Below are 21,539 nucleotides of genomic sequence, written 5' to 3' on the forward strand. Positions count from 1 at the left end.
CGCCATCGCATGGCTAACGATGGCGCACACACGCGCGCCAGCTTAGGCGCGCTGGGTGTGTTGCGCCTCAGCGCGCCTGCTCAATCACGCCATACCAACCCAGCCCCTGATAGCTTTCATAGCCCGGCGTCAGTGCAAAAGAGACGGTTTTGTCTTGCGCCTGATAATAGCCGGAGCGTTTACCGTCGGTATGCAACGTCATACGCTCGCCCAGTGCGATACTGTTATCTGAACAGGCGATGACGCGTGACGTGGAATCGACAATCATGCAGCGTGTGCGTTGCCACTCTTCTTCGCTAAGACGCACGCTTTTCACCACGGTGTCCGCCTGTGCAGCCCAATCAAAGAAAATCAGCAATGCGCCGATGGGGTTGCCATGCTCCTCGCCGCCTTCACGAATGGCGGTAGCGTAGGTGGCGACGGCGGCATGACGCAACTGCGGCAGAGTTTGGATATCGGCGGCGACATAATCGGCTCCGCTGCGTGTGGCGATAGCCCGGCGAAACACCTCCATGTCGGCGATGTTCTGGCCCGCAACCGGGTACTCCTGTGACCGGCCATTGGCCAGAATAGTGCCGTCCAGATCCGTTACCCACAAGTCGAGATAGACCGTGTAGCTGCCCAAAATCACGGATAAGCGCTGTGACGCGTGGCGGCGAGCGGTCATATCCGGTGCGCTGGCGCACTCAACCACCGCCGCATCGGTTGCCCACCAGCGCACATCACAAGAGCGCTCATACAGGTTACGGTCGATGATGTCTATCATGTTCAGCGCCAGATCGACGCAGCGACCGCTTTCATGATGGTGCAGTTGCGACATCATGTTGTCGCCAAGCTCCGTCAGTTTAGAAAGCGAACCGGCCAGCTCTTGATTCAGGGATGTGGTGATTTCGCTAATCAGCGAAGCAACATGTTTCACCTGATTGGCGACAACCGCAAATCCCCGGCCAGCCTCGCCTGCCCGTGCCGCTTCAATCAGTGCATTGAGTGCTAAAAATGTGGTTTCCCGGTTTATTTGGTCAATATCGGCGATTTTATGATTAGCGACTTTTCGAATGTGGTGACTGAGCTCGACAATTTCATGAGGATTTGCCATGCGATTTCTCCCTGTTTCCTTTCATCGAAAAAATGAAATGTGTTTTACGCCTTAATCAATAAACCGGGCGCAGAAATAGATAGATAACTTGCCCCGAATTCTGCGGGCTGACTAATACACACGATTAATGTTAAATAAGAAAGCTAAAAAAGATTATTTCATGGTTGCTGAGGCGATATTATTAAAAATAATCAGAATTTCTTTTTTTCTAAAACAGATTATTTTGTACGTAAATTAACAGCGGGTTTATTCTGCCATTTCGCTGATAAATGGAGCGTATTACCAGCTACAGACTCCTTACACTGAATAATAGACTGCAATATGATGATGTGGTGGGGGCATTTGAGTATAAGTCCGGCGCATTTTCTGAACGAAACACCCAAGCGAAATACTCAAACGAAATGCCTGAACCCAATGACCTACGCAGGTATGCAATAGAGCGTGCGCTGGCACGGCATAGCGGCTTTTTCAGCCACAGTCGGTGTAAAGCGGTAAAGCGGTAAAGCGGTAAAGCGGTAAAGCGGTAAAGCGGTAAAGCGGTAAAGCGGTAAAACGAGGGCTTTGCAATATGATTGCCTATTCTTTTTATTTGCCGAAAATAATCGGTGAGAACGGTTATTTCAGCTGACGGATCGCAGTGATAATTAGCTCAGGTAAGATAAGAGCGAAAATAAATAACGAGAGCGAAAGCGTGGTGAGCTCAGGCAGGCTGTGAGTAATGATGGCGGGGTTTTACGGCGGTGCGGGTAAATACGTTACGTGAAAAAAGCATGACGCCGACAGGCGGCGTCATGGGTTAAAATAACGGTTCATTCGAATGACATTATTCGAATTACGTTATTCGAATAAATTACGATGCAAGGTTTGCACCACCTGTTCTGCATCCTGCGCGGGTACCAGGAAGCAGAGGTTGTGGCTGCTGGCACCGTAACAGATAAGGCGAATATTAAACGGTTCGAGCACGCCAAATACCTCTTTACCGACACCGCAGGCTTGCGACAGTTGATTGCCAATTAATGCCACCAGAGACATATTTTCTTCGACTTCAACCCGGCACAGTGAAGAGAGCTCGGTTAGCAATGCACTCGACAGCAGGCTGTCGCCGGTTGAAGTGGAGCCGGTGGTGTCCAGCGTCAAGGCGACGTTGACTTCTGAGGTGGTAATCAAGTCTACCGAAATATTGTGGCGCGCAAGAATACTGAACACTTCCGCCAGGAAACCGCGTGCGTGCAGCATGTTAAGGCTGTGCAGCGTTAACAGCGTTTGCTTGCGACGCAGCGCCAGTGCGCGGAACAGCGGCGGGTTGTCTGTCTGGTTGCACACCAGCGTGCCACCGGCTGCCGGGTCTTTACTGGAGCCGACAAACACCGGAATATCGCTACGCACGGCGGGCAACAGTGTTGCCGGGTGCAGCACTTTGGCACCGAACGTCGCCATTTCAGCGGCTTCTTCAAAGGTAATTTGGTCGATGCGGTGAGCCGACGGCACCACGCGCGGGTCAGTGGTATAAATACCGGGGACGTCAGTCCAGATGTCGATGCGCCCGACATGGAGCGCTTCGCCCAGCAGGGCGGCGGTATAGTCACTGCCGCCACGCCCGAGCGTGGTGGTGCGGCCTTTGGCTTCGCTGCCGATAAAGCCCTGGGTTATCACCAATCCTTTTGCCAGACGCGGTGCCAGTTGGCTGCGGGTCAGTTCACCCAGCGCATCGCAATCCGGTTCAGCGCGGCCAAAACGATCGTTAGTGCGCATGATTTTACGCACGTCAAACCACTCGGCGGCGACGCTGCGCTCACGCAGAATTTCGACAAACAGCAGGGTAGACATCAGCTCGCCGTGGCTGACCAGCTCGTCGGTCAGCGCATTGGATGTGGCAAGGGCTGCGGCTTCCGACAACCGCGCGACGTTATCCAGCATGCGATCAATTTCCTCGCGGATGACGGCAGGCTGGTTGAGGCGGTCAATGATAGCGTATTGAATCTGGCGCAATTTATCTAACTGCGCGAGGCGCTCTGATGCCGGCAGGCCTTCGGCCAGTGCGACCAGCAAATTGGTCACGCCCGCAGAGGCGGACAGCACCACCACACGCACCAGTGGGTCAGCCAGTACGATATCGGCGCTGCGGTTCATGGCGTCAAAATCCGCGACGCTGGTGCCGCCGAATTTCGCAATAATCAGAGAGGTACTCGTGTTAGCAGACATTTAAAAAACCTCGTGTCAGGGGCGCGATTGTCATCATTGACAACAGCATTCCATCGTTAAGCCTTGGCACAAGGGAAGAGCGGTAAGCAGGGGGCAGGCGTAGGATCGAACTACGGCACACCCAGAAGCGCTCCACCTTGCTTATCATTGCGCGTTGCGCAACGATGCGGGTGACAACCCAGGGGATTCAGCCCCTGTAGTCGATAGCGACCACACCGCAGTGACCTGCTACCTCGGCACCGCTCCCCCTCGGGTATCATCGTCGGATACGGCTCCTCCGATACCTCACCTGGGCGGTGCTCCTCTTCTGGCTTGCGCAACCTGTGCGCAAGTAGTCTTTTACAAATAGCGGGTAACGTCGCGGCTGTCAATCAACATTGAAATCATGATTGAAATCATGCGTGGCTTTTCGCAAGAAAAGGGCTTCCCCGTGCCGCGTTAAGGGATACAATCGGGACAAAACGCAGGCGTGATTCGCTTGCTAACTGAAAGATTTGTTCTCAAACCGAAGAGTAGTGTGATGAAAAATATCAACCCGACGCAGACCGCCGCCTGGCAAGCATTGCAGCAGCATTTTGCTGCGATGAAAACGGTAACTATCAGCGAACTGTTCGCGCAGGATAGCGCGCGTTTTGCCCGCTTTTCCGCCACGTTTGCCGACCAGATTTTGGTGGATTATTCCAAAAACCGGATCACGGCTGAAACGCTGGAGAAATTGCAGGCGCTGGCACGTGAAACCGAGCTGGCCGAGGCGATTCGCGCCATGTTTAGCGGCGAGAAAATCAACCGTACCGAAGAGCGTTCGGTGCTGCATGTCGCGTTGCGCAACCGCAGTAACAGCCCGATTCTGGTGGATGGCAAAGATGTGATGCCGGAAGTCAACGCGGTGCTGGCGAAGATGAAACAGTTTAGCGAGCGGGTGATAAACGGTGACTGGAAAGGCTATACCGGCAAGACGATCACCGATGTGGTGAATATCGGTATCGGCGGCTCTGACTTAGGCCCGTTTATGGTGACGGAGGCGCTGCGTCCGTATAAAAACCATTTGAATATGCACTTTGTCTCTAACGTGGATGGCACGCATATCGCGGAAACCCTCAAGCGCGTTAACCCGGAAACCACGCTGTTCCTGGTCGCCTCGAAGACGTTCACCACGCAGGAAACCATGACCAATGCGCACAGCGCCCGCGACTGGTTCCTGGACACAGCGGGTGATGCGAAGCATGTCGCCAAACACTTTGCCGCGCTCTCAACCAATGCGCCAGCGGTGGCCGCGTTCGGTATTGATACTGCGAATATGTTCGAGTTTTGGGATTGGGTCGGCGGGCGCTATTCGCTGTGGTCTGCGATTGGTTTGTCGATTGCGCTGTCCGTCGGTTTCGACCATTTTGAACAACTGCTCAGTGGCGCTCATGCCATGGATCAGCACTTCGCGAGTACCCCTTTTGAGCAGAACCTGCCGGTATTGCTGGCGCTGATCGGCATCTGGTACAACAACTTTTTCGGTGCGGAAACCGAAGCCATTCTGCCCTACGACCAGTACATGCACCGTTTTGCCGCTTACTTCCAGCAGGGCAATATGGAATCTAACGGCAAGTACATCGATCGCAATGGCAATGCGGTGGATTACCAGACTGGCCCCATTATTTGGGGAGAGCCGGGCACCAACGGCCAGCATGCGTTCTATCAACTGATCCATCAGGGCACCAAGTTGATTCCGTGCGATTTTATTGCACCAGCGGTCAGCCATAACCCGCTCAGTGATCATCACAGCAAGCTGCTGTCGAACTTTTTTGCCCAGACGGAAGCTCTGGCGTTCGGTAAATCGCGTGCGGCGGTGGATGCCGAGTTTGCACAAGCCGGGAAGTCCGCCAGTGACGTTGAGCACATCGCGCCGTTCAAAGTGTTTGAAGGCAACCGCCCGACCAATTCCATCTTACTGCGTGAAATTACGCCATATAGCCTGGGCGCATTGATCGCGCTGTATGAGCACAAGATATTCACTCAGGGTGCCATTCTGAATATCTTCACCTTCGACCAATGGGGTGTTGAGCTGGGCAAACAGTTGGCTAACCGCATTTTGCCTGAACTTCAGGATGACAGCGCAGTGAGCAGCCACGACAGCTCCACCAATGGGCTGATTAACTGCTTTAAACAGTGGCGTGCGTAATAACGGTGACGGCGCACATGACGCAATGATTATCACAGGCCCCGCATTTGGGGCCTGTGTGTTTACAGTGATGTGATCGCTGTCATGATGATGTCACCGTGGGTACAGCGGTGGGCGCAAATAGTGATGGCTGTGCTGCGGATTACCTGCCCGATGGTGGTAACATCAAGCGGTTTTGTCATCCAATAGGTGTGCCAGGCCTCAGTTTGGTGGGCTCTGGTTAATAGGTTGATTATCACGGAGGGGAGCATGCGGATTCGCATACTGATGGTACTGGCTGGCGTGACTCTGCTGGCAGGATGTAGCACCACGAACCCACTGACGGCAGCCGGTCAATCGGTTCGTTTCAGTGACACGAAACCGGCGGCGCAATGCCAGTTGCTGGGAAATATCACGGGTACACAATCTAACTGGCTATCGGGCAGTGGCAATGAGGGCAGCGCAATGCGCGGTGCGGCCAATGACCTGCGTAACCGCGCGGCCGAAATGGGTGGTAACGTGATTTATGGCGTGACCACTCCCAGCCAAACCTTCCTTTCAAGCTTTGCGCCACTCGATAGCAAGATGCAAGGGCAGGTTTATAAGTGCCCATAATTCCGTGCCCATAATAAGGGCGGCTGTTATCGTCACCGGTCGCTACCGGTGACGCATCTCGGCTTATGCCTGACTGACTTGCTGTACCATACCGATATCAAGTAGCGTTTTACTGGCTTCACCGCCTATCTCTCTTGCCAGACTCGGCACTAAATACCCGGACACTTTCGTCATAAGCTGGCGCACCAGCGCGCGCGCTTCGTTATCCGGCACCAGAAAATGCGCGGCCCCCTGCACTTTATCCAGCACATGCAGGTAATAGGGCAGGATACCCGCATCAAACAGGGCATTACTCAGCGTGGCAAGGGCATCAGCATTGTCGTTCACGCCACGCAATAACACACTTTGGTTCAGCAGTGTCACGTTCGCTTCACGCAGGCGCTGCATCGCATAACGCAGGCTTTGGTCTATCTCGTTAGCATGGTTGATGTGCGTCACCAGAATGACCTGCAACGGGCTGTTGGCTAACCGCTGGCAGAGCGTATCGGTGATGCGCGCAGGGATAACGACCGGTAAGCGCGAGTGAATACGCAGACGCTTAATGTGTGAAATCTGCTCGAGCTCGCTTAATAGCCAGTCAAGTTCATGGTCTTTCGCCATCAATGGGTCGCCACCCGAGAAAATGATTTCATCAAGCTCGGGGTGCTGGCGAATATAGTCTAGCGCCTGACGCCAGTTCGCCTTGTTGCCCTGATTGTCCTGATAGGGGAAGTGGCGGCGAAAGCAATAACGGCAATTCACCGCGCAACCGCCCTTCACCAGCAGCAATGCCCGATTGTGATACTTATGCAGCAGACCGGGCACAACGCTGTGTTGTTCATCGAGCGGGTCATGGCTGAAACCGGGCGTTGAGATGAACTCCTCTTGTGCCGTCAGCACCTGCAATAGCAGCGGGTCATGGGCATCACTGCGGCGCATGCGCGCAACGAATGCGCGCGGCACGCGCAGCGGAAATAGCGTGCGCGCATCACGCCCGGCGCGCAGCTGTGGGTGATTCTCCAGCTCGAGAATGTGAAGCAGTTCATCAGGATCGGTAATAACGTCGGCCAGTTGTGCTAACCAATCTTCTCTGGAAGGTATATTTAGGGTTACAATGTGTGCCATTTTTTTGGCTAAGTACCAGTATTAATGTAGAGGGCCTTTATGGCGACTTATTCTAGCAACGATTTCCGTTCCGGTCTTAAAATCATGTTCGAAGGCGAGCCGTATGCCATCGAATCCAGTGAGTTTGTGAAACCGGGTAAAGGCCAGGCTTTTGCTCGTGTTAAAATGCGCCGCCTGTTGACAGGTTCCCGCGTTGAGAAAACCTTCAAGTCTACCGATTCCGCAGAAGGCGCAGACGTGATGGATACCAACATGAACTACCTGTATAACGACGGTGAGTTCTACCATTTCATGCACCCGGAAACGTTTGAACAGCATCAGGTTGATGCTAAAACCGTTGGCGATTCCGCCAAGTGGTTGCAGGATAATGCAGAGTGTATCGTTACGCTGTGGGATGGCCGTCCGATCGCTGTTCAGCCGCCGAACTTTATCGAAGCAGAAATCACTGAGACCGACCCTGGCCTGAAAGGTGACACAGCGGGTACGGGCGGTAAACCGGCAACGCTGTCTACCGGCGCGGTAGTGAAAGTGCCGTTGTTTGTGCAGATTGGCGAAGTGATTAAAGTGGATACCCGCTCCGGTGAATACGTTTCCCGCGTGAAGTAACCTCTGCTGTGGTACGTAAACGGCCTGACGGCGGGTTACGTACCACCTGATAACGGGGCACCCCGGTATTTCCTCTTTCCCTGCATGTGACAAATTCGCTCACACTCGCCAGCGCTTGTCCGATGGTGTTTTATCCCCCATCACGTAAAATGCCGCCTTCTCTGCTATGAAGGAGCGCACCAATGTCCCCATTGATTATTACCGTCTGTATGCTGACCCTCAGCAATGTGTTCATGACGTTTGCCTGGTACGGGCACTTACGCTACTTCAGTGGCCGTACCTGGATGATTGCCGCACTGGTGAGCTGGGGGATTGCGCTGTTTGAGTACCTGTTGCAGGTGCCCGCCAACCGTATCGGCTACCAGGTGGCTTCTGCCGGACAACTAAAAATTCTGCAAGAGGTGATAAGCCTGTCGGTATTTATTCCCTTTTCAATAATCATTCTCAAAGAACCCTTCCGCACGGATTATATTTGGGCCGGTCTGTGTTTACTCGGCGCGGTATTTTTTATGTTCCGCGATAAGATTATGGGTTAATTGGCACAATTATTTTTGCGTATCATTCGCGTATAAAAAGCCGGTGCCGGAAATAAGGCCTGCCGTCAGGCAGTAAATAAAACGCGGTTTTACTATTTTTATTTACTGCCTGATGACGACGCGAAGCGTCGTTATTTTCCGTTAACGGTGAGCTGATTCACCCAGATTAATTTGTCGGTGTCAAAACCGTTACGTCGTGCCGCTGCAATCAGAGCCTGACGAATCAATGGCGATAATGTTGGCGTGCGAGAAAGTATCCAAAGATAGTCACGGTTTGGCCCGCACACCACCGCATATTGGTAATCGTTATCCAGCGCGATGATGTTATAGCCGCCATAAAAGGGGCCGAAGAACGAGACTTTCAGTGCGCCTTGTGTGGGGGCTCCGGTGAAATCGCCTTTCCCGATACTTTCACGCCAGCGCTGGCTGGCTGGGTCAAATCCGCGATTCACCACCGTAATGCCGCCGCCTTCGCGCAGGCTGTAGGTGGCGCTGACGCGCTCCAGACCGCGCTCAAAGCGGTTATCGAAGCGGGCAATTTCATACCAGGTGCCGAGATAACGGGGCAGCGAGAAATTTGCCACGACATTTACGCCCGCAGGCGGTTTCGGGCTGCTGCAAGAAACGGTGAACAACGCAGTTAGCGAGACAATCCACAAACGCCAGTGGGCCATAGCTGATGCTCCCAGGTTAACATGCGTTAACGGTAGGAAAATCGGGCAGAAGATGCAATGCAGAAGATGCAATAAAAAACGGCCCGCATTCGCAGGCCGTCTACCAGCGTTGACAGCGGTTTTACAGTGTGACGACACCAATAACGGTGACGACTGACAAAATAGCCGCCAGGCCGTAAAACACCCATTTACCGGCCGGAACGTGAATTTTCAGGTCGTGCATGGCGTGGTGGATACGGTGTAACCCACACCATAACGGCAGCACAATCATCAGCAGCAGAAAGGCGCGGCCAACAAAGCTGTGGCTAAATGCTGCGATACGATCGTAGCTCAGGGCATGGGAAAACAGCCCCAGCGGCAGCAGAATACCGACCAGCAGAATGATCACCGGCCCGAAAAAGGCGCTCCACATACCACCGGCACCGAACAGACCCCAGAATGGCGGTTCATCAGACCGTTTAGGTTGTTGATTAATCACAATATCTCTCCTGTTCAGAACAGCAAGGCGATGGCTAACACCGCCAGTGTAATGACCACTGCCGTTGCCCAAAGCCCTTTCACCATCGGCTCTGGCCCCATTTTTTCGTCATTGACGATGATAATGCTGGCTTTGGGTGCCAGATCGAACCAGGTTTTGGTGTGTAACACGGCGGCCAGTAACGCAATGATGTTAATCAGCAGCACCAGCGGATTTTGCAAAAAGCCGACAAACTGGCTCCAGCCTTCGGGCCCGCCTTTGAGCGAGAACACGCCGTGCAGCAACACGATACTGAACCAGACTGCGGGCACCGCTGTGCCTTCACGCAGCATGTAAAAGCGATAAAAACCGAGTTTCTGCCACCAGGTCGGCGTCATACCACGGACATACGCTTTGCGTTTGGTTTTCATGAATAGACTCCCTCCCTTATTGTGGTCTCAGCATGGCAATCATGAAGTCTTTGGCGCTCTCCACTTTGCTTTGCTGGATAGCCGCCGCCGGATCGACGTGCTTCGGACACACTTCGGAGCAGTAGCCCACGAAAGTACAAGACCAGACGCCGTTGTCGCCATTGAGCTGCGGCATACGCTCTTTTTTACCGTGATCGCGGTTATCAAGATTGTAGCGGTGTGCCAGCGTGATGGCGGCCGGCCCGATGAACTCGGGGTTCAGACCGAACTGCGGGCAAGCGGCATAGCACAGGCCGCAGTTGATGCAGCCGGAGAACTGATGGTATTTCGCCATCTGTGCCGGCGTCTGCTGGTTCGGGCCTTGCTCTGGTGTGCGGTTGTTGCCGATGATGTAAGGCTTGATGGCTTCCAGGCTTTCGATGAAGTGCGTCATATCGACCACCAAATCGCGCTCGATAGGGAAGTTGCCCAGCGCCTCAATCTTCATGCCATTCGGATAATCGCGCAGGAAGGTCTTACAGGCCAGTTTCGGCACGTTGTTGACCATCATGCCGCAGGAGCCGCAAATCGCCATACGGCATGACCAGCGATAAGAGAGATCCGGGGCCAAATTGTCTTTGATGTAACCGAGCGCGTCTAACAGCGAGGTTTCACGGCTATACGGCACGTCATAGCTGTCGAAGTACGGCGCGCTATCCTGCTCCGGGTTATAGCGCATGACGTCCATTTTCAGGGTTTGCAACTCAGCCATTCGCTTGCTCCTTCTTGTTTTTCTCCTGAGCTTCGGCCTCGGCACCATACACGCGTTCTGCAGGTGGCAGCTTGGTGATTTTCACGTCGCTGTACTCCAGACGGGGCGCGCCTTCCGGGGTATAAAACGCCAGCGTATGCTTCAGGAAATTGACATCATCACGTTTGGTGCAGCCTTCATCCAAACGCTGGTGCGCACCGCGTGACTCTTTGCGGTTGATGGCAGAATGGGCCATACATTCAGCGACATCCAGTCCATGCCCCAGTTCGATGGTGTAGAGCAAGTCGGTGTTAAACACACTGGAATGGTCGCTGATTTTCACACGTTTGAAGCGTTCTTTCAGTTCGGCCAGCTTATCAACGGTTTTCTGCATCAGTTCGGTGGTGCGATAAATACCGCAGCCCTCTTCCATCGACAGACCCATTTCGTCACGGATTTTAGCCCAGCTTTCTGTGCCTTCCTGCTTCATCAGGGCGTTCAGACGCTGTTCTACATCACGGGCCTGAGCGTCCAGCGCGCTGCTGTTGGCCGGTGACGCTTCCCGTGAGCGCTCGACGGCTTTTTCTCCCGCCATGCGGCCAAATACCACCAGCTCGGCGAGCGAGTTAGAGCCGAGGCGGTTCGCACCATGCAGGCCGACAGAGGAACATTCGCCTGCGGCAAACAGCCCTTTGATGCGGGTTTCACACTGCTGGTCGGTTTCGATACCGCCCATGGTGTAGTGCGCGGTGGGGCGAATCGGAATCGGCTCTTTGACCGGGTCAACGCCGACATACGCTTTGGCCAGTTCGCAAATGAACGGCAGGCGCTCTTTGAGTTTCTTCTCGCCCAGATGACGCAAATCGAGGTAGACCACGTCGCCGAGCGGGGTGGGAACGGTGCGGCCAGCGCGCCATTCATGCCAGAATGCCTGCGAGACTTTATCGCGCGGCCCCAGCTCCATGTATTTGTTTTTCGGCTCGCCCAGCGGCGTTTCCGGCCCGAGGCCGTAGTCTTGCAGGTAGCGGTAGCCGTCTTTGTTGACCATGATGCCGCCTTCGCCACGGCAGCCTTCAGTCATCAGGATACCGGAGCCCGGCAGGCCGGTTGGGTGGTACTGAACAAATTCCATATCGCGCAGCGGAACGCCGTGGCGGAATGCCATACCCATGCCGTCGCCGGTGACAATACCGCCGTTGGTGTTATAGCGATAGACGCGGCCTGCGCCGCCGGTTGCCATAATGACGGCGTTCGCGCGAATTTGAATCAGCGAACCTTCCATCATATTGATGGCGACCACACCACGGGCATGACCGTCATCGACCAGGATATCGAGAACGAAATGTTCGTCGAAACGCTGAATCTGCGGATATTGCAATGAAGTCTGGAACAGCGTGTGCAGCATGTGGAAGCCGGTTTTGTCTGCGGCAAACCAGGTGCGCTCTATCTTCATGCCACCAAAGCGGCGTACGTTGACGGAACCATCGGGTTTACGGCTCCACGGGCAGCCCCATTGTTCGAGCTGGGTCATTTCACGCGGGCATTGCTGCACGAAGTGATCCACCACGTCCTGCTCACACAGCCAGTCACCGCCCGCGACGGTGTCGTGGAAGTGAAAGTCGAAGCTGTCGTGATCTTGTGTGACCGCCGCCGACCCACCTTCTGCCGCCACAGTGTGGCTACGCATTGGGTAGACTTTGGAAATCAGCGCAATCTTGAGTTGGGGATTTGCTTGTGCCGCAGCAATCGCGGCCCGTAAACCTGCTCCCCCGGCCCCGATAATGGCCAAATCGGCATTAAAGGTTTGCACTGCATGCCTCCAGTTACTTAAGTTAAATAAATTAAATTAAGAAAATAATATGAAGTACAGCCTAATCATTTATTTTCCGTTTTAATTCAAGGTCAATAAATTGAGTGAAAAAATATGTGCTTAGTTAGCTGCGAAGATTAAATCACTCTTTTTTGTATGGAAATGATTATAGCGATTTGAGGCTGGCTGAAATTTGATGTGATCCAGCATTTTGCGGTTTTTTAATATCTCTTCAGCGATATTTTAGAAAACGTGGTGAGCCAGATGATTTATTGCCTAAATAATTTTATCGCTGTAAAGCAAGGTTTGTTATGGCGTTTGTTTACCTGTGAATTGCCGTGTTTTTATCGTCAGTGACCTGTCAAAAACAGGCGTAACAATCTGTTGTTGAGCGTAACGGGCAAGACGATTTTTCGTCTCAATGTGCGCTGAGATTCAGGGTAAAAACATTCGCCGGATAGATTTGTCTGGCCGTGGTGATGCAGGTAGACTGCACCTCCGGTTAGAGTGTGGAGTAGATATCATGAGCGAAACGGCAAACTGGCAGCCGAGTGCCTCTGTGGCCAACCTGTTGAAGCGGGCGTCGATAATGAGAAACATTCGGCGCTTTTTTTCAGATAGAGGCTTGCTGGAAGTAGAAACGCCGTCCATGAGTCAGGCAACGGTAACAGACATTCATTTGTTCCCTTTCCAGACCCAGTTTGTTGGCCCTGGCGCGGCTCAAGGCATGACGCTGTATCTGATGACCAGCCCGGAATACCATATGAAGCGTTTGCTGGCGGCGGGAAGCGGGCCGATATTCCAGCTATGCCGCAGTTTTCGTAATGAAGAGTCAGGGCGCTACCATAACCCTGAATTCACGATGCTTGAGTGGTATCGCCCGCACTATGACATGTACCGGCTGATGAATGAGGTCGATGATTTACTACAGCAGGTGCTGGAGTGCGACGGTGCGGAGATGCTCTCTTATCAGCAGGCGTTCCAGCGCCATTTGGCGGTCGATCCGCTCTCGGTAGACAAGGCGCAACTGCGTGAGGTGGCCGAGAAGATTGGCGTGGGCGAGGTGGCGAGCCGTGAAGAGGATCGCGACACGTTGCTGCAACTGCTGTTTGCATTCGGCGTCGAACCGCATATTGGCCGCGATAAACCGACATTCGTTTATCACTTCCCTGCCACGCAAGCATCGCTGGCGGAGATCAGTACCGAAGACCACCGTGTTGCCGAGCGTTTCGAGGTTTACTTTAAAGGCGTGGAACTGGCGAACGGTTTTTGTGAATTGACAGACAGTAAAGAGCAGCGCCAGCGTTTTGATCAAGATAATCGCAAACGTGCCGCGCGTGGTTTGCCGGTGCAACCGATAGATGAAAACTTGCTGACGGCATTGGATAGCGGTATTCCGCCCTGTTCAGGGGTCGCGGTTGGGGTTGACCGCCTGATGATGCTGGCGCTGAAAGCAGACTCCATCGGTGAGGTGATTGCTTTTACGGTCGATCGCGCCTGATACCGTTTTCTCTTATTCAGCATCGCGTTTGACAGAAACCACGGAAGCTATTGCTTACCGTGGTTTTCTTTATTCAGCGCAATGATCACGTAAGCGCCATTACACCCCCCCCGTAGTACGGGTTGAGGTGGCGGCGTTACGTCCGGTTATCTGTACGGAGTCCATTTGCACCTGGAACGGCGGGAATGGCATCACCAGATGATGCTGGCGATAGCTTTCCAGAATCAACTGGTGTAATTCGTGGCGCAGCGGCATGCGGTGGCCCATTTCGGCGGCGAAGATCCGCAGCTCGAAAATCTGGATACCCTGACGTAAATCCACCAAATACACCTCCGGCGGCGGATTATCCAGCACCAGCGAGCAGCGTTTGACCGCATTGAGCAGCAGCGCTGTCACCTCTTGGGTATTGGCCTCAGCCGGTGCCGGGATGGAGAGCACCACGCGCGTGACCGAGTCAGACAGCGACCAGTTGATAAACTGCTCGGTAATAAACGCTTTGTTGGGCACGATTATCTCTTTGCGATCCCAATCGGTGATGGTGGTGGCGCGGGTGTTAATGCGCATCACGCTGCCGGTCAAATCGCGAATGGTGACGGTATCGCCAATGCGAATCGGTTTTTCAAACAGAATGATCAACCCGGAGATAAAGTTGGCGAAAATCTCCTGCAAACCGAAGCCTAGCCCGACACCGAGCGCGGCGACCAGCCATTGCAGTTTCGACCACTCAATGCCGATAAGCGAAAAACCGGTCAGGCCGCCGATGAGCATCATCAGGTATTTACTGACCGTTGTAATGGCGTAGCCCGTACCGGGTGACAGTTCAATGTGCTGGAGTATCGCCAGCTCCAGCAGCGCGGGAAGATTACGCACCAGTTGTGCGGTGATGATAAACACCAGCAGGGCAATCAGCACGGCTGCGAGGGTAATCGGTTGGACGCTTTCCACGCCTTTTACCGTGCTGGTGACATCCCACAGGTGGATGTTCTCCATAAACGCAAACGCGGAGTGGATTTCTGACCATAATGCAATCACCGACACCAGCGCGATTAATGTCAGCAGCGAACGTACCAGCTTTAATGAGCGTGCGCTGATGGCATCCAAATCGACGACGGGCTCGTCCACGGCTTCTGCGCTGTTTTCGTGCGCGGTATTGGCCTCTTCCTCGCCTCTGGCCCGCGCCGCCAGGATTTCAGCACGGCGCTGCCTGGCGCGGTCAAACGCGATGCGGCGACGCTGAATCAGCATCCAGCGGCGGATGATATGGTAGATGACCAGCAGGAAAAACCAGATAGACACCGAGGTTTCCAGCCTCGCCAGCAGGGCCTGCGCGGTGGTGAGATAACCGAGGCAAGAGGCCAGCGCGGCGATGAGTGGAATACAGATCATCAGGTTCCACATTGCGCGGTTGACCGGGTTTTCGCCTGAGCCCTCTTTGTCGAGATAGAGCGGAATACCCGCACGTTTGAAACTGGTCGTCACCAGGCTCAGTGCCATACACAGCAAAATGAAGCACAAACGCCCCAGCGTACCCGAGAATTCGCGTTCATTGAGATTATCAAAGGTGATCAGCGCCATCACCAGCGGCACGATAAAACCAATCGAGAGGCGATAGTAGCGCATCGCGCGAGCTACCTGCTTCGGCGGCCAGCCAAAGTGTACGATGAACAGTCCCTGACGGTGGGAAAAGGCCGCGCAGATCATCACTACCCACATCAAGGGGACGGTGGCGGTCACGCTGTCGCCGATGGCCACCGCGACCGGGTAAGGCCAGGCATTTTGCAGGCCATAACCCAGCACCGCCCACAAGACCGGCAAGGGCATCGCCACCATCACCGACCAGAACACGGTGCGCAGCGTCAGCATAAAATAGTCGAGCGTGACCTTTCCGACCCGGCCACTGGCGCGCTCCAAAAAGGCATGATAATGGCGGCGTGAGCTGATACTCAGGGCAACCAGCAGCAGTGCTGCCAGCAGGGGCAGCAGCGTCGTCTGGGTGGTGCCCATCATCAGTAGTGCGCTGCTCAGTTGCGTTAGCGTATCGAGCGATAACACGCGCGAGAGATCGCGCAGCAGGTTGAGCGGATAGGCAAAACCAATTGGGTCAACATCCGCCACCCAGAACAGGTAACGATGGGCGGCATCACGGATTTCCGTCAGCGCATCTTCCAGTTGGCTGCTGGCTACCTTGAGTTTGGTGAACTCAAGGATTTGCGTATCGCAGCCGGAGATGAGCGATCCCAGCAGATCGCGCTGGGTGCGTAGCTGATCGTTGACGATTTTCTGCTGGGCGCTGGTGAGCGGCGAGCCATCATCCTGTCGCGTTGGTTCTGCGCTGGCGGCGAGCTTATTGAGCATCTCTTCATAGTAGAGCCGGTGGGCGCGCTGTTGTGCCATGTCGCCATCAAGCTGTTGAGGCTTGGGCGTGTCCGGCAGTCGGGCCACCTGCGCACGCAGCGTTTCCCCCAGTGCGGGCGATGAACCAAGCCATTGCGCCTGTTCACGCAGGGTGCTTAATGCTTGACGAACTTGCAGTGTCTGGGCGGTCGTTTGGCGCTGGAGCGCGGCAATGCTATCCATGCGCTGCGCCTGCTGATTCAGCGCCAGAGAGAGCTCCCGATTGGTCTGTAGCAGGCTGGTGACTGCTGAGGGCAAGTTACCCTGTTGTTCCGCCAGTTGTTCCGTTCTCTCCAGCGCCTGCTCGGCTTCGCGCTGGCGTAAGTTATTGAGCGTACTGCGTAATAGCTGTAATTGCTTATCCAGTCTGTCGCGCCGCTTTTTATAAACATCCGCTTGCAGGCGGGATAACTCTTGTCGGTTGCTGGCCGATAGCTGTGCCAGCTCCAGCTCCTCGACCCGGCTTTTACGTAGCGCAACCTCCGCCTGCAATGCGGCCAGCTGCGCCTGACCTTGGGCGGTGGCCGGGTTGCCGAGGGCTTGCAAACGCCGTTCGGCGTCGCTCAGGGCGCGGTTGGCTTCAGTTTGTTGCTGCGGTAACTGGGCCAGTGAGTCGCTGATTTCGCGCAGGCGATCCTGCTCTTGCTGTAGCTGGCGGCTTTGTTCGAGCAACTGGCTACTTAACTGGACTATCTGCTGTTCCAGTTCGTTGGCTGACCCGGTTTTTGTCGGCTGGCTCGGTTTGGCCTCTTCTGCATCGGCTTGCTGACGCAGCTCTCGCGTTAACCGAGGATAATCGTCAATCGCTTGCTGATAAGCGTCGGCGCGCTGGCGCGTCTCCCGGCGCTCATCCAATAGCCGCAATGCAGACTGCCATTCCTTGATGGTGTCCGCCTGCGCAGCGGCATTCTTGCTGTTTTCCGCCTGCTGGAGCTCCTGCCTGAGTTGCGCTTCATCGGGTAATTGCGCGGCCTGCGACGTGACGGATAACCAACATCCCAACAGCAAAATCAGGATAAGACGCACGGCAGGCCTCCTCAGGCTAAGGGGTGGGGTCAGGGAGTGAGGGTGTCGTCGTGTCCATCGGTGGCAGTGTTGGCTGTATTATCAATGGCCTGAGCCATGGATTCACCCATACGTGTGACACTTTGGCTTGCCAGCCCCGGCAGCAGTTCGATACTGTCTTTCACAAACAGGTTGATGACGGTTGAACCGAGCTTGAAGCGGCCCATTTCATCACCTTTCTCGAGGATGACCGCATCCTCGCCTTCCAGTGGATACGCCCAACGTTTGATGATGCCTTCACGCGGCGGGGTGATGACGCCAGCCCACACGGTTTCAATGCTGCCGACAATCGTGGCACCGACCAGAATCTGCACCATCGGCCCGAACGGGGTATCAAACAGACAGATAACACGTTCATTGCGGGCAAACAGGTTGGGCACATTGGCGGCCGTGAGCGGGTTGACGGAAAACAGCGAACCAGGCACGTAAATCATGTCACGCAATACGCCGTCACACGGCATGTGTACGCGGTGATAGTCGCGTGGCGAGAGATAGGTGGTGACAAACAGGCCATCGCGAAACAGGTCGGCAATAATGTAATTGCCAGCGAGCAGCGCCTCGAGCGAATAGTTGTGCCCTTTGGCCTGTAAAATCATGTCGTCATCGATAGCGCCTAATTGGGAAATCGCACCGTCGGCCGGGAACACCAACCGGTTTGGCAGCGGATCAACCGGGCGAATGCCGGGTTTTAGCGGGCGCACGAAAAACTCGTTAAAGCTGCGATAAGAAGCGGTATCAGGCTGCTGCGCTTCTTGCATATTGACCTTATAAACACGAGCGAACAGGTCAATAACCAGCCTGGTGAGTAGGCCGCCCTGACGCTCGGCGGCCCAGCCTGCCAGTTGCGTCAGCCAAACTTTAGGGAGCAGATGGTGTAGAGCAATCTTGATGCTGTCCAGCACAGTTAACCTCGTTATATGTTAAGGCGCGCCATTAAAGGGGGCGCATTGTCGCGGTGGATACCATAGCGGCGGATACCATAGCGGCGGATACAATAAATGTCAGTTATCGGGCGCTGAAAAGGATTTACGTGTTTTTACCTGCGCCATGCTTTCCAGAATGCGGTGGTAATTATCGAAACGCTCAGGGGCGATGTCGCCGCGCTCCAGCGCTGCGCGAATCGCGCAACCGGGGTCGGCGTCATGCTTACAATCGCGGAACTTACAGCTGCCGAGATAATCGCGGAATTCGATAAAACCGCGCGTGACTTGCTCAGGCTCCAAATGCCACAGGCCAAACTCGCGTACGCCCGGTGAGTCGATAACATCTCCGCCATGCGGGAAGTGGTACAACCGGGCGGCGGTGGTGGTGTGTTGGCCAAGCCCGGAGTTATCAGAGACGTTGTTGACCAGGATCTGTGCGCCCTGCGGGTAGAGCAGCGCGTTGAGCAGGCTCGATTTGCCCACGCCAGACTGCCCGGCAAAAATACTGATGCGGTCGGTAAGGGCGGCTTCGAGTTCGGCAAGCCCCTGCTGGCTATGGCTTGATACCATCAGCACCCGATAGCCGAGATGACGGTAGATATCCATCACCTCTTCGACAAATTCCCGCCCTTCGTCATCCAGCAAATCGGTTTTGTTCAACACGATCAACGGTTCAACATCCAGCGTTTCGCAAGCAACCAGATAACGGTCAACGATGTTGAGCGACAGTTCCGGTAAAATGGCCGAGACGATGACAATCTGGTCGATGTTGGCGGCAATCGGTTTCAGGCCGTCATAGTAGTCGGGTCGGGTCAGAACCGAGTGGCGTGGATGAACGGCTTCGACAATACCGCTGATGCCTGATTGCGTTTCACTGCCTGCGCGCCAGACCACCCGATCGCCTGTCACCAGCGAGCTCAGGGTGCGGCGAATATTGCAGCGGTGCAACGCGCCATCAGGTGCCTCCACATCGGCGTGCATACCAAAACGGCTGATGATCACCCCTTCTTGCGGCTCGCCTAGCTGGCTATCGTCCCATTCGACTTTGCTGTCGGCATGCTTCAGGCGACGCTGGTGGTTCGCGCTGACCCGCCGTTGCTGGCCTTTTGACAGTTTCTTTTTACTCACGCAGTCTCTCTTGTTTCGGCACTTATCGCCGGTGGCGATGGAAGCGACTATAATACACGCTATTTTATTTTAATTAACCGCCGGTGGCGCTGTCAGCCTGCTGGTGAAACGTCCACGGGAATGGCAACAATGGTAAACGAAAACAACCTTATCTGGATCGATTTGGAAATGACGGGGCTAGACCCCGAGCGCGATCGCATAATCGAAATCGCCACACTGGTGACGGATGCCAACCTGAACATTCTGGCCGAAGGCCCGACGCTTGCGGTACATCAGTCAGACAGCCAGTTGGCGCTGATGGATGACTGGAATGTGCGCACCCACACCGCCAGCGGGCTGGTCGAGCGTGTCAAAGCCAGCCGCTATGATGACCGTGCCGCCGAGCTGGAAACGCTGCGTTTTCTGCAACAGTGGGTGCCAGCTGGCAAATCGCCGATTTGCGGCAACAGTATCGGGCAGGATCGCCGCTTCCTGTTTCGCTACATGCCGGAACTGGAAGCCTATTTCCATTACCGTTATCTGGATGTCAGTACCCTTAAAGAACTCGCCCGCCGCTGGAAACCCGACATGCTAACGGGCTTTAAAAAGCGTAATACCCACCAGGCGCTGGATGACATCCGTGAGTCGGTGGCGGAATTGGCTTACTACCGTGAGCATTTTATCCAGCTTTAAGCACAAAAGCTGTACTGTATCGTCACTGTACTGCCTGTTTTTTCCGCACATTGCCGATTTTGTAGGCGTATGCACGGTATTTCGCATTTCAGGGGTTGCACAATCACTCTTTTTTCGTATAATGCGCCCCACGTAACGACGCTGCAGTGCAACGTGTTATTGTCCACCCAAGCGGGAATAGCTCAGTTGGTAGAGCACGACCTTGCCAAGGTCGGGGTCGCGAGTTCGAGTCTCGTTTCCCGCTCCAAATTTGTGATACAGAACCAGTTCTGTATCAATACAGAAAACCACCGAAAGGTGGTTTTTTTGTGCCTGATATTCTGCTGTCAGGCGCTTGATGTGCTCTTTCTTTCCTGTCACCAACACGTTTTCTTTTATCGCTATCGCTATCGCTATCGCTATCGCGTGATTTCTTCATGCCGTTGACGGCTCGCTGTATGGCGATGCGGCTGGCGGGCATGGATTCATTAATCGTTTTTTTGCTTTCGTCACCTTTTGGCCAGGACTGGTCTACTATAGTTCCATACATATAGTTCCATATATAAAGCATGACTAATTATTGAATATTCAGTCTGTTGTCTTTCATTGTGCTGATTGGTTTACACACACCGTCGTCAGCGTTAAGGCAGGTTAATGTGAAGCGTATTCATCATTGTGCGTGGCATCGTTTTTTGGCGTTGTTAACGTTTTGCCTCAGTGGTTATCAGGCGCAGGCATTGGCCAGTGACCCGTTATTGAGCACCACCTCTCACCCCGTCCCGATAGATGTCACCGCTGATAATCAGGTGCGCGGTATGTTAGTGGCTGTTGACCAGGCGACGCTCTCCAGCGATTTGGCCGGGCGTATTGTGGAGATGCCGCTCCGGGAGGGGGAGTCGTTTAAAAAAGGCGATTTACTGGCGCGTTTTGATTGCGCGATTTATCAGGCTCAACTGGCTGCCTCACAAGCGGCGGCGCGGGCGGCTGAAGCGGAATTAAACCAGAACCAACAATTGGCGCAGTTAAAATCGGTCGGCAAACATGCGGTGGCACTCTCTGCCGCCCGCCTTGCTCAGGCGCAAGCCGAAAGTCAGGTCTATCAGATTCAAACCAGTCGCTGTCGCTTGTCGGCCCCGTTTGACGGGCAAGTCGTGAAACGGCGGGCGCAGGCTTATGAGAGTGTCCCCGCCGGTGCCCCGGTCGTCGATGTGGTGAATAATCATAATCTGGAAATCAGCCTGCTGGTGCCTTCGCGCTGGCTGGCGACGCTGAAACCGGGAGTGGCGTTTACCTTCACACCGGATGAAACCGGCAAGCCGCTTCGTGCGCATGTCGCCAGGCTGGGCGCGCGCATTGATGAAAGCAGCCAAACGTTAAGTCTGACTGGCGTGCTTGATAGCAAAGAGAATGCCTTGATGGCTGGCATGAGTGGTTCAGCGCATTTTTCGGAGCAACCGTGACCCCATC

19 protein-coding genes, 1 tRNA gene and 1 riboswitch are annotated in these 21,539 nt (G+C 54.5%); of the genes, 8 read left to right on the top strand and 12 right to left on the bottom strand.

Annotation, left to right across the window (positions count from 1 at the left end):
• Positions 1-67 precede the first annotated feature (67 nt).
• Positions 68-1,096 carry a methyl-accepting chemotaxis protein gene (locus O1Q98_RS13875; protein WP_125260793.1) on the bottom strand — a complete coding sequence of 343 codons (1,029 nt, stop codon included), beginning with the start codon at positions 1,094-1,096 and terminating at the stop codon, positions 68-70.
• An 837-nt stretch (positions 1,097-1,933) separates the two neighbouring features.
• Complete coding sequence (gene lysC / locus O1Q98_RS13880; protein ID WP_125260792.1) at positions 1,934-3,298, bottom strand: lysine-sensitive aspartokinase 3; 1,365 nt, start codon at positions 3,296-3,298, stop codon at positions 1,934-1,936.
• A gap of 117 nt (positions 3,299-3,415) precedes the next feature.
• A riboswitch (Lysine riboswitch) is annotated at positions 3,416-3,613 on the bottom strand.
• 205 nt (positions 3,614-3,818) lie between these two features.
• Between lysC and pgi the strand changes: the two genes are divergently transcribed.
• The gene (gene pgi, locus O1Q98_RS13885; RefSeq protein ID WP_125260791.1) at positions 3,819-5,468 is read left to right on the top strand and encodes a glucose-6-phosphate isomerase; all 1,650 of its coding nucleotides are present in this window, start codon (positions 3,819-3,821) and stop codon (positions 5,466-5,468) included.
• A 249-nt stretch (positions 5,469-5,717) separates the two neighbouring features.
• Positions 5,718-6,062, top strand: a complete 345-nt coding sequence (locus O1Q98_RS13890) for a DUF4156 domain-containing protein (RefSeq protein WP_125260790.1) — start codon at positions 5,718-5,720, stop codon at positions 6,060-6,062.
• 63 nt (positions 6,063-6,125) lie between these two features.
• Here the strand turns inward: O1Q98_RS13890 and epmB are convergent, their stop codons facing one another.
• Positions 6,126-7,166, bottom strand: a complete 1,041-nt coding sequence (epmB, locus tag O1Q98_RS13895) for an EF-P beta-lysylation protein EpmB (RefSeq protein ID WP_125260789.1) — start codon at positions 7,164-7,166, stop codon at positions 6,126-6,128.
• 39 nt (positions 7,167-7,205) lie between these two features.
• Between epmB and efp the strand changes: the two genes are divergently transcribed.
• Entirely contained in the window at positions 7,206-7,772 is a 567-nt protein-coding gene (gene efp, locus O1Q98_RS13900; RefSeq protein WP_125260788.1) for an elongation factor P, read from the top strand.
• 182 nt (positions 7,773-7,954) lie between these two features.
• Complete coding sequence (locus O1Q98_RS13905) at positions 7,955-8,308, top strand: DMT family protein (RefSeq protein WP_125260787.1); 354 nt, start codon at positions 7,955-7,957, stop codon at positions 8,306-8,308.
• Between the two features lie 131 nt (positions 8,309-8,439).
• On the opposite strand, the gene blc is transcribed toward O1Q98_RS13905, so the two are convergent.
• From blc to frdA, 5 genes are all read right to left on the bottom strand, one after another.
• The gene (blc, locus tag O1Q98_RS13910) at positions 8,440-8,982 is read right to left on the bottom strand and encodes an outer membrane lipoprotein Blc (RefSeq protein WP_125260786.1); all 543 of its coding nucleotides are present in this window, start codon (positions 8,980-8,982) and stop codon (positions 8,440-8,442) included.
• Between the two features lie 121 nt (positions 8,983-9,103).
• Positions 9,104-9,460, bottom strand: a complete 357-nt coding sequence (gene frdD, locus O1Q98_RS13915) for a fumarate reductase subunit FrdD (protein ID WP_125260785.1) — start codon at positions 9,458-9,460, stop codon at positions 9,104-9,106.
• A 14-nt stretch (positions 9,461-9,474) separates the two neighbouring features.
• Positions 9,475-9,870: a fumarate reductase subunit FrdC gene (frdC, locus tag O1Q98_RS13920; protein WP_125260784.1), complete on the bottom strand. Its 396-nt coding sequence runs from the start codon at positions 9,868-9,870 to the stop codon at positions 9,475-9,477.
• A gap of 16 nt (positions 9,871-9,886) precedes the next feature.
• Entirely contained in the window at positions 9,887-10,621 is a 735-nt protein-coding gene (locus O1Q98_RS13925) for a succinate dehydrogenase/fumarate reductase iron-sulfur subunit (protein ID WP_125260783.1), read from the bottom strand.
• Complete coding sequence (frdA, locus tag O1Q98_RS13930) at positions 10,614-12,410, bottom strand: fumarate reductase (quinol) flavoprotein subunit (protein ID WP_125260782.1); 1,797 nt, start codon at positions 12,408-12,410, stop codon at positions 10,614-10,616. Before frdA ends, O1Q98_RS13925 begins: the two co-directional genes overlap by 8 nt.
• A 523-nt stretch (positions 12,411-12,933) precedes the next feature.
• On the opposite strand from frdA, the gene epmA reads away from it, so the two are divergent.
• Complete coding sequence (gene epmA, locus O1Q98_RS13935) at positions 12,934-13,911, top strand: elongation factor P--(R)-beta-lysine ligase (RefSeq protein ID WP_125260781.1); 978 nt, start codon at positions 12,934-12,936, stop codon at positions 13,909-13,911.
• A 99-nt stretch (positions 13,912-14,010) separates the two neighbouring features.
• Here epmA and mscM read toward each other — a convergent pair whose 3' ends face one another.
• The 3 genes from mscM to rsgA all read right to left on the bottom strand — a co-directional run bounded on the left by mscM (position 14,011) and on the right by rsgA (position 19,421).
• On the bottom strand, positions 14,011-17,331 hold the full coding sequence (gene mscM, locus O1Q98_RS13940) for a miniconductance mechanosensitive channel MscM (RefSeq protein WP_125260780.1): 3,321 nt from the start codon (positions 17,329-17,331) through the stop codon (positions 14,011-14,013).
• A 29-nt stretch (positions 17,332-17,360) separates the two neighbouring features.
• Positions 17,361-18,272 carry an archaetidylserine decarboxylase gene (gene asd, locus O1Q98_RS13945; protein WP_125260779.1) on the bottom strand — a complete coding sequence of 304 codons (912 nt, stop codon included), beginning with the start codon at positions 18,270-18,272 and terminating at the stop codon, positions 17,361-17,363.
• Between the two features lie 99 nt (positions 18,273-18,371).
• Entirely contained in the window at positions 18,372-19,421 is a 1,050-nt protein-coding gene (gene rsgA, locus O1Q98_RS13950; protein WP_125260778.1) for a small ribosomal subunit biogenesis GTPase RsgA, read from the bottom strand.
• A 129-nt stretch (positions 19,422-19,550) separates the two neighbouring features.
• On the opposite strand from rsgA, the gene orn reads away from it, so the two are divergent.
• The gene (orn, locus tag O1Q98_RS13955; protein WP_125260777.1) at positions 19,551-20,093 is read left to right on the top strand and encodes an oligoribonuclease; all 543 of its coding nucleotides are present in this window, start codon (positions 19,551-19,553) and stop codon (positions 20,091-20,093) included.
• A 171-nt stretch (positions 20,094-20,264) separates the two neighbouring features.
• Positions 20,265-20,340, top strand: a tRNA-Gly gene (locus tag O1Q98_RS13960).
• 27 nt (positions 20,341-20,367) lie between these two features.
• Here the strand turns inward: O1Q98_RS13960 and O1Q98_RS13965 are convergent.
• Positions 20,368-20,643 (bottom strand): hypothetical protein, encoded by a 276-nt coding sequence (locus O1Q98_RS13965; protein ID WP_125260776.1) that lies wholly within the window; start codon positions 20,641-20,643, stop codon positions 20,368-20,370.
• A 94-nt stretch (positions 20,644-20,737) separates the two neighbouring features.
• Here O1Q98_RS13965 and O1Q98_RS13970 point away from each other — a divergent pair, with 94 nt between their 5' ends.
• The gene (locus O1Q98_RS13970) at positions 20,738-21,532 is read left to right on the top strand and encodes an efflux RND transporter periplasmic adaptor subunit (protein WP_416232432.1); all 795 of its coding nucleotides are present in this window, start codon (positions 20,738-20,740) and stop codon (positions 21,530-21,532) included.
• Positions 21,533-21,539 lie beyond the last annotated feature (7 nt).

Source organism: Dickeya lacustris (assembly GCF_029635795.1).
GTDB lineage: Bacteria > Pseudomonadota > Gammaproteobacteria > Enterobacterales > Enterobacteriaceae > Dickeya > Dickeya lacustris.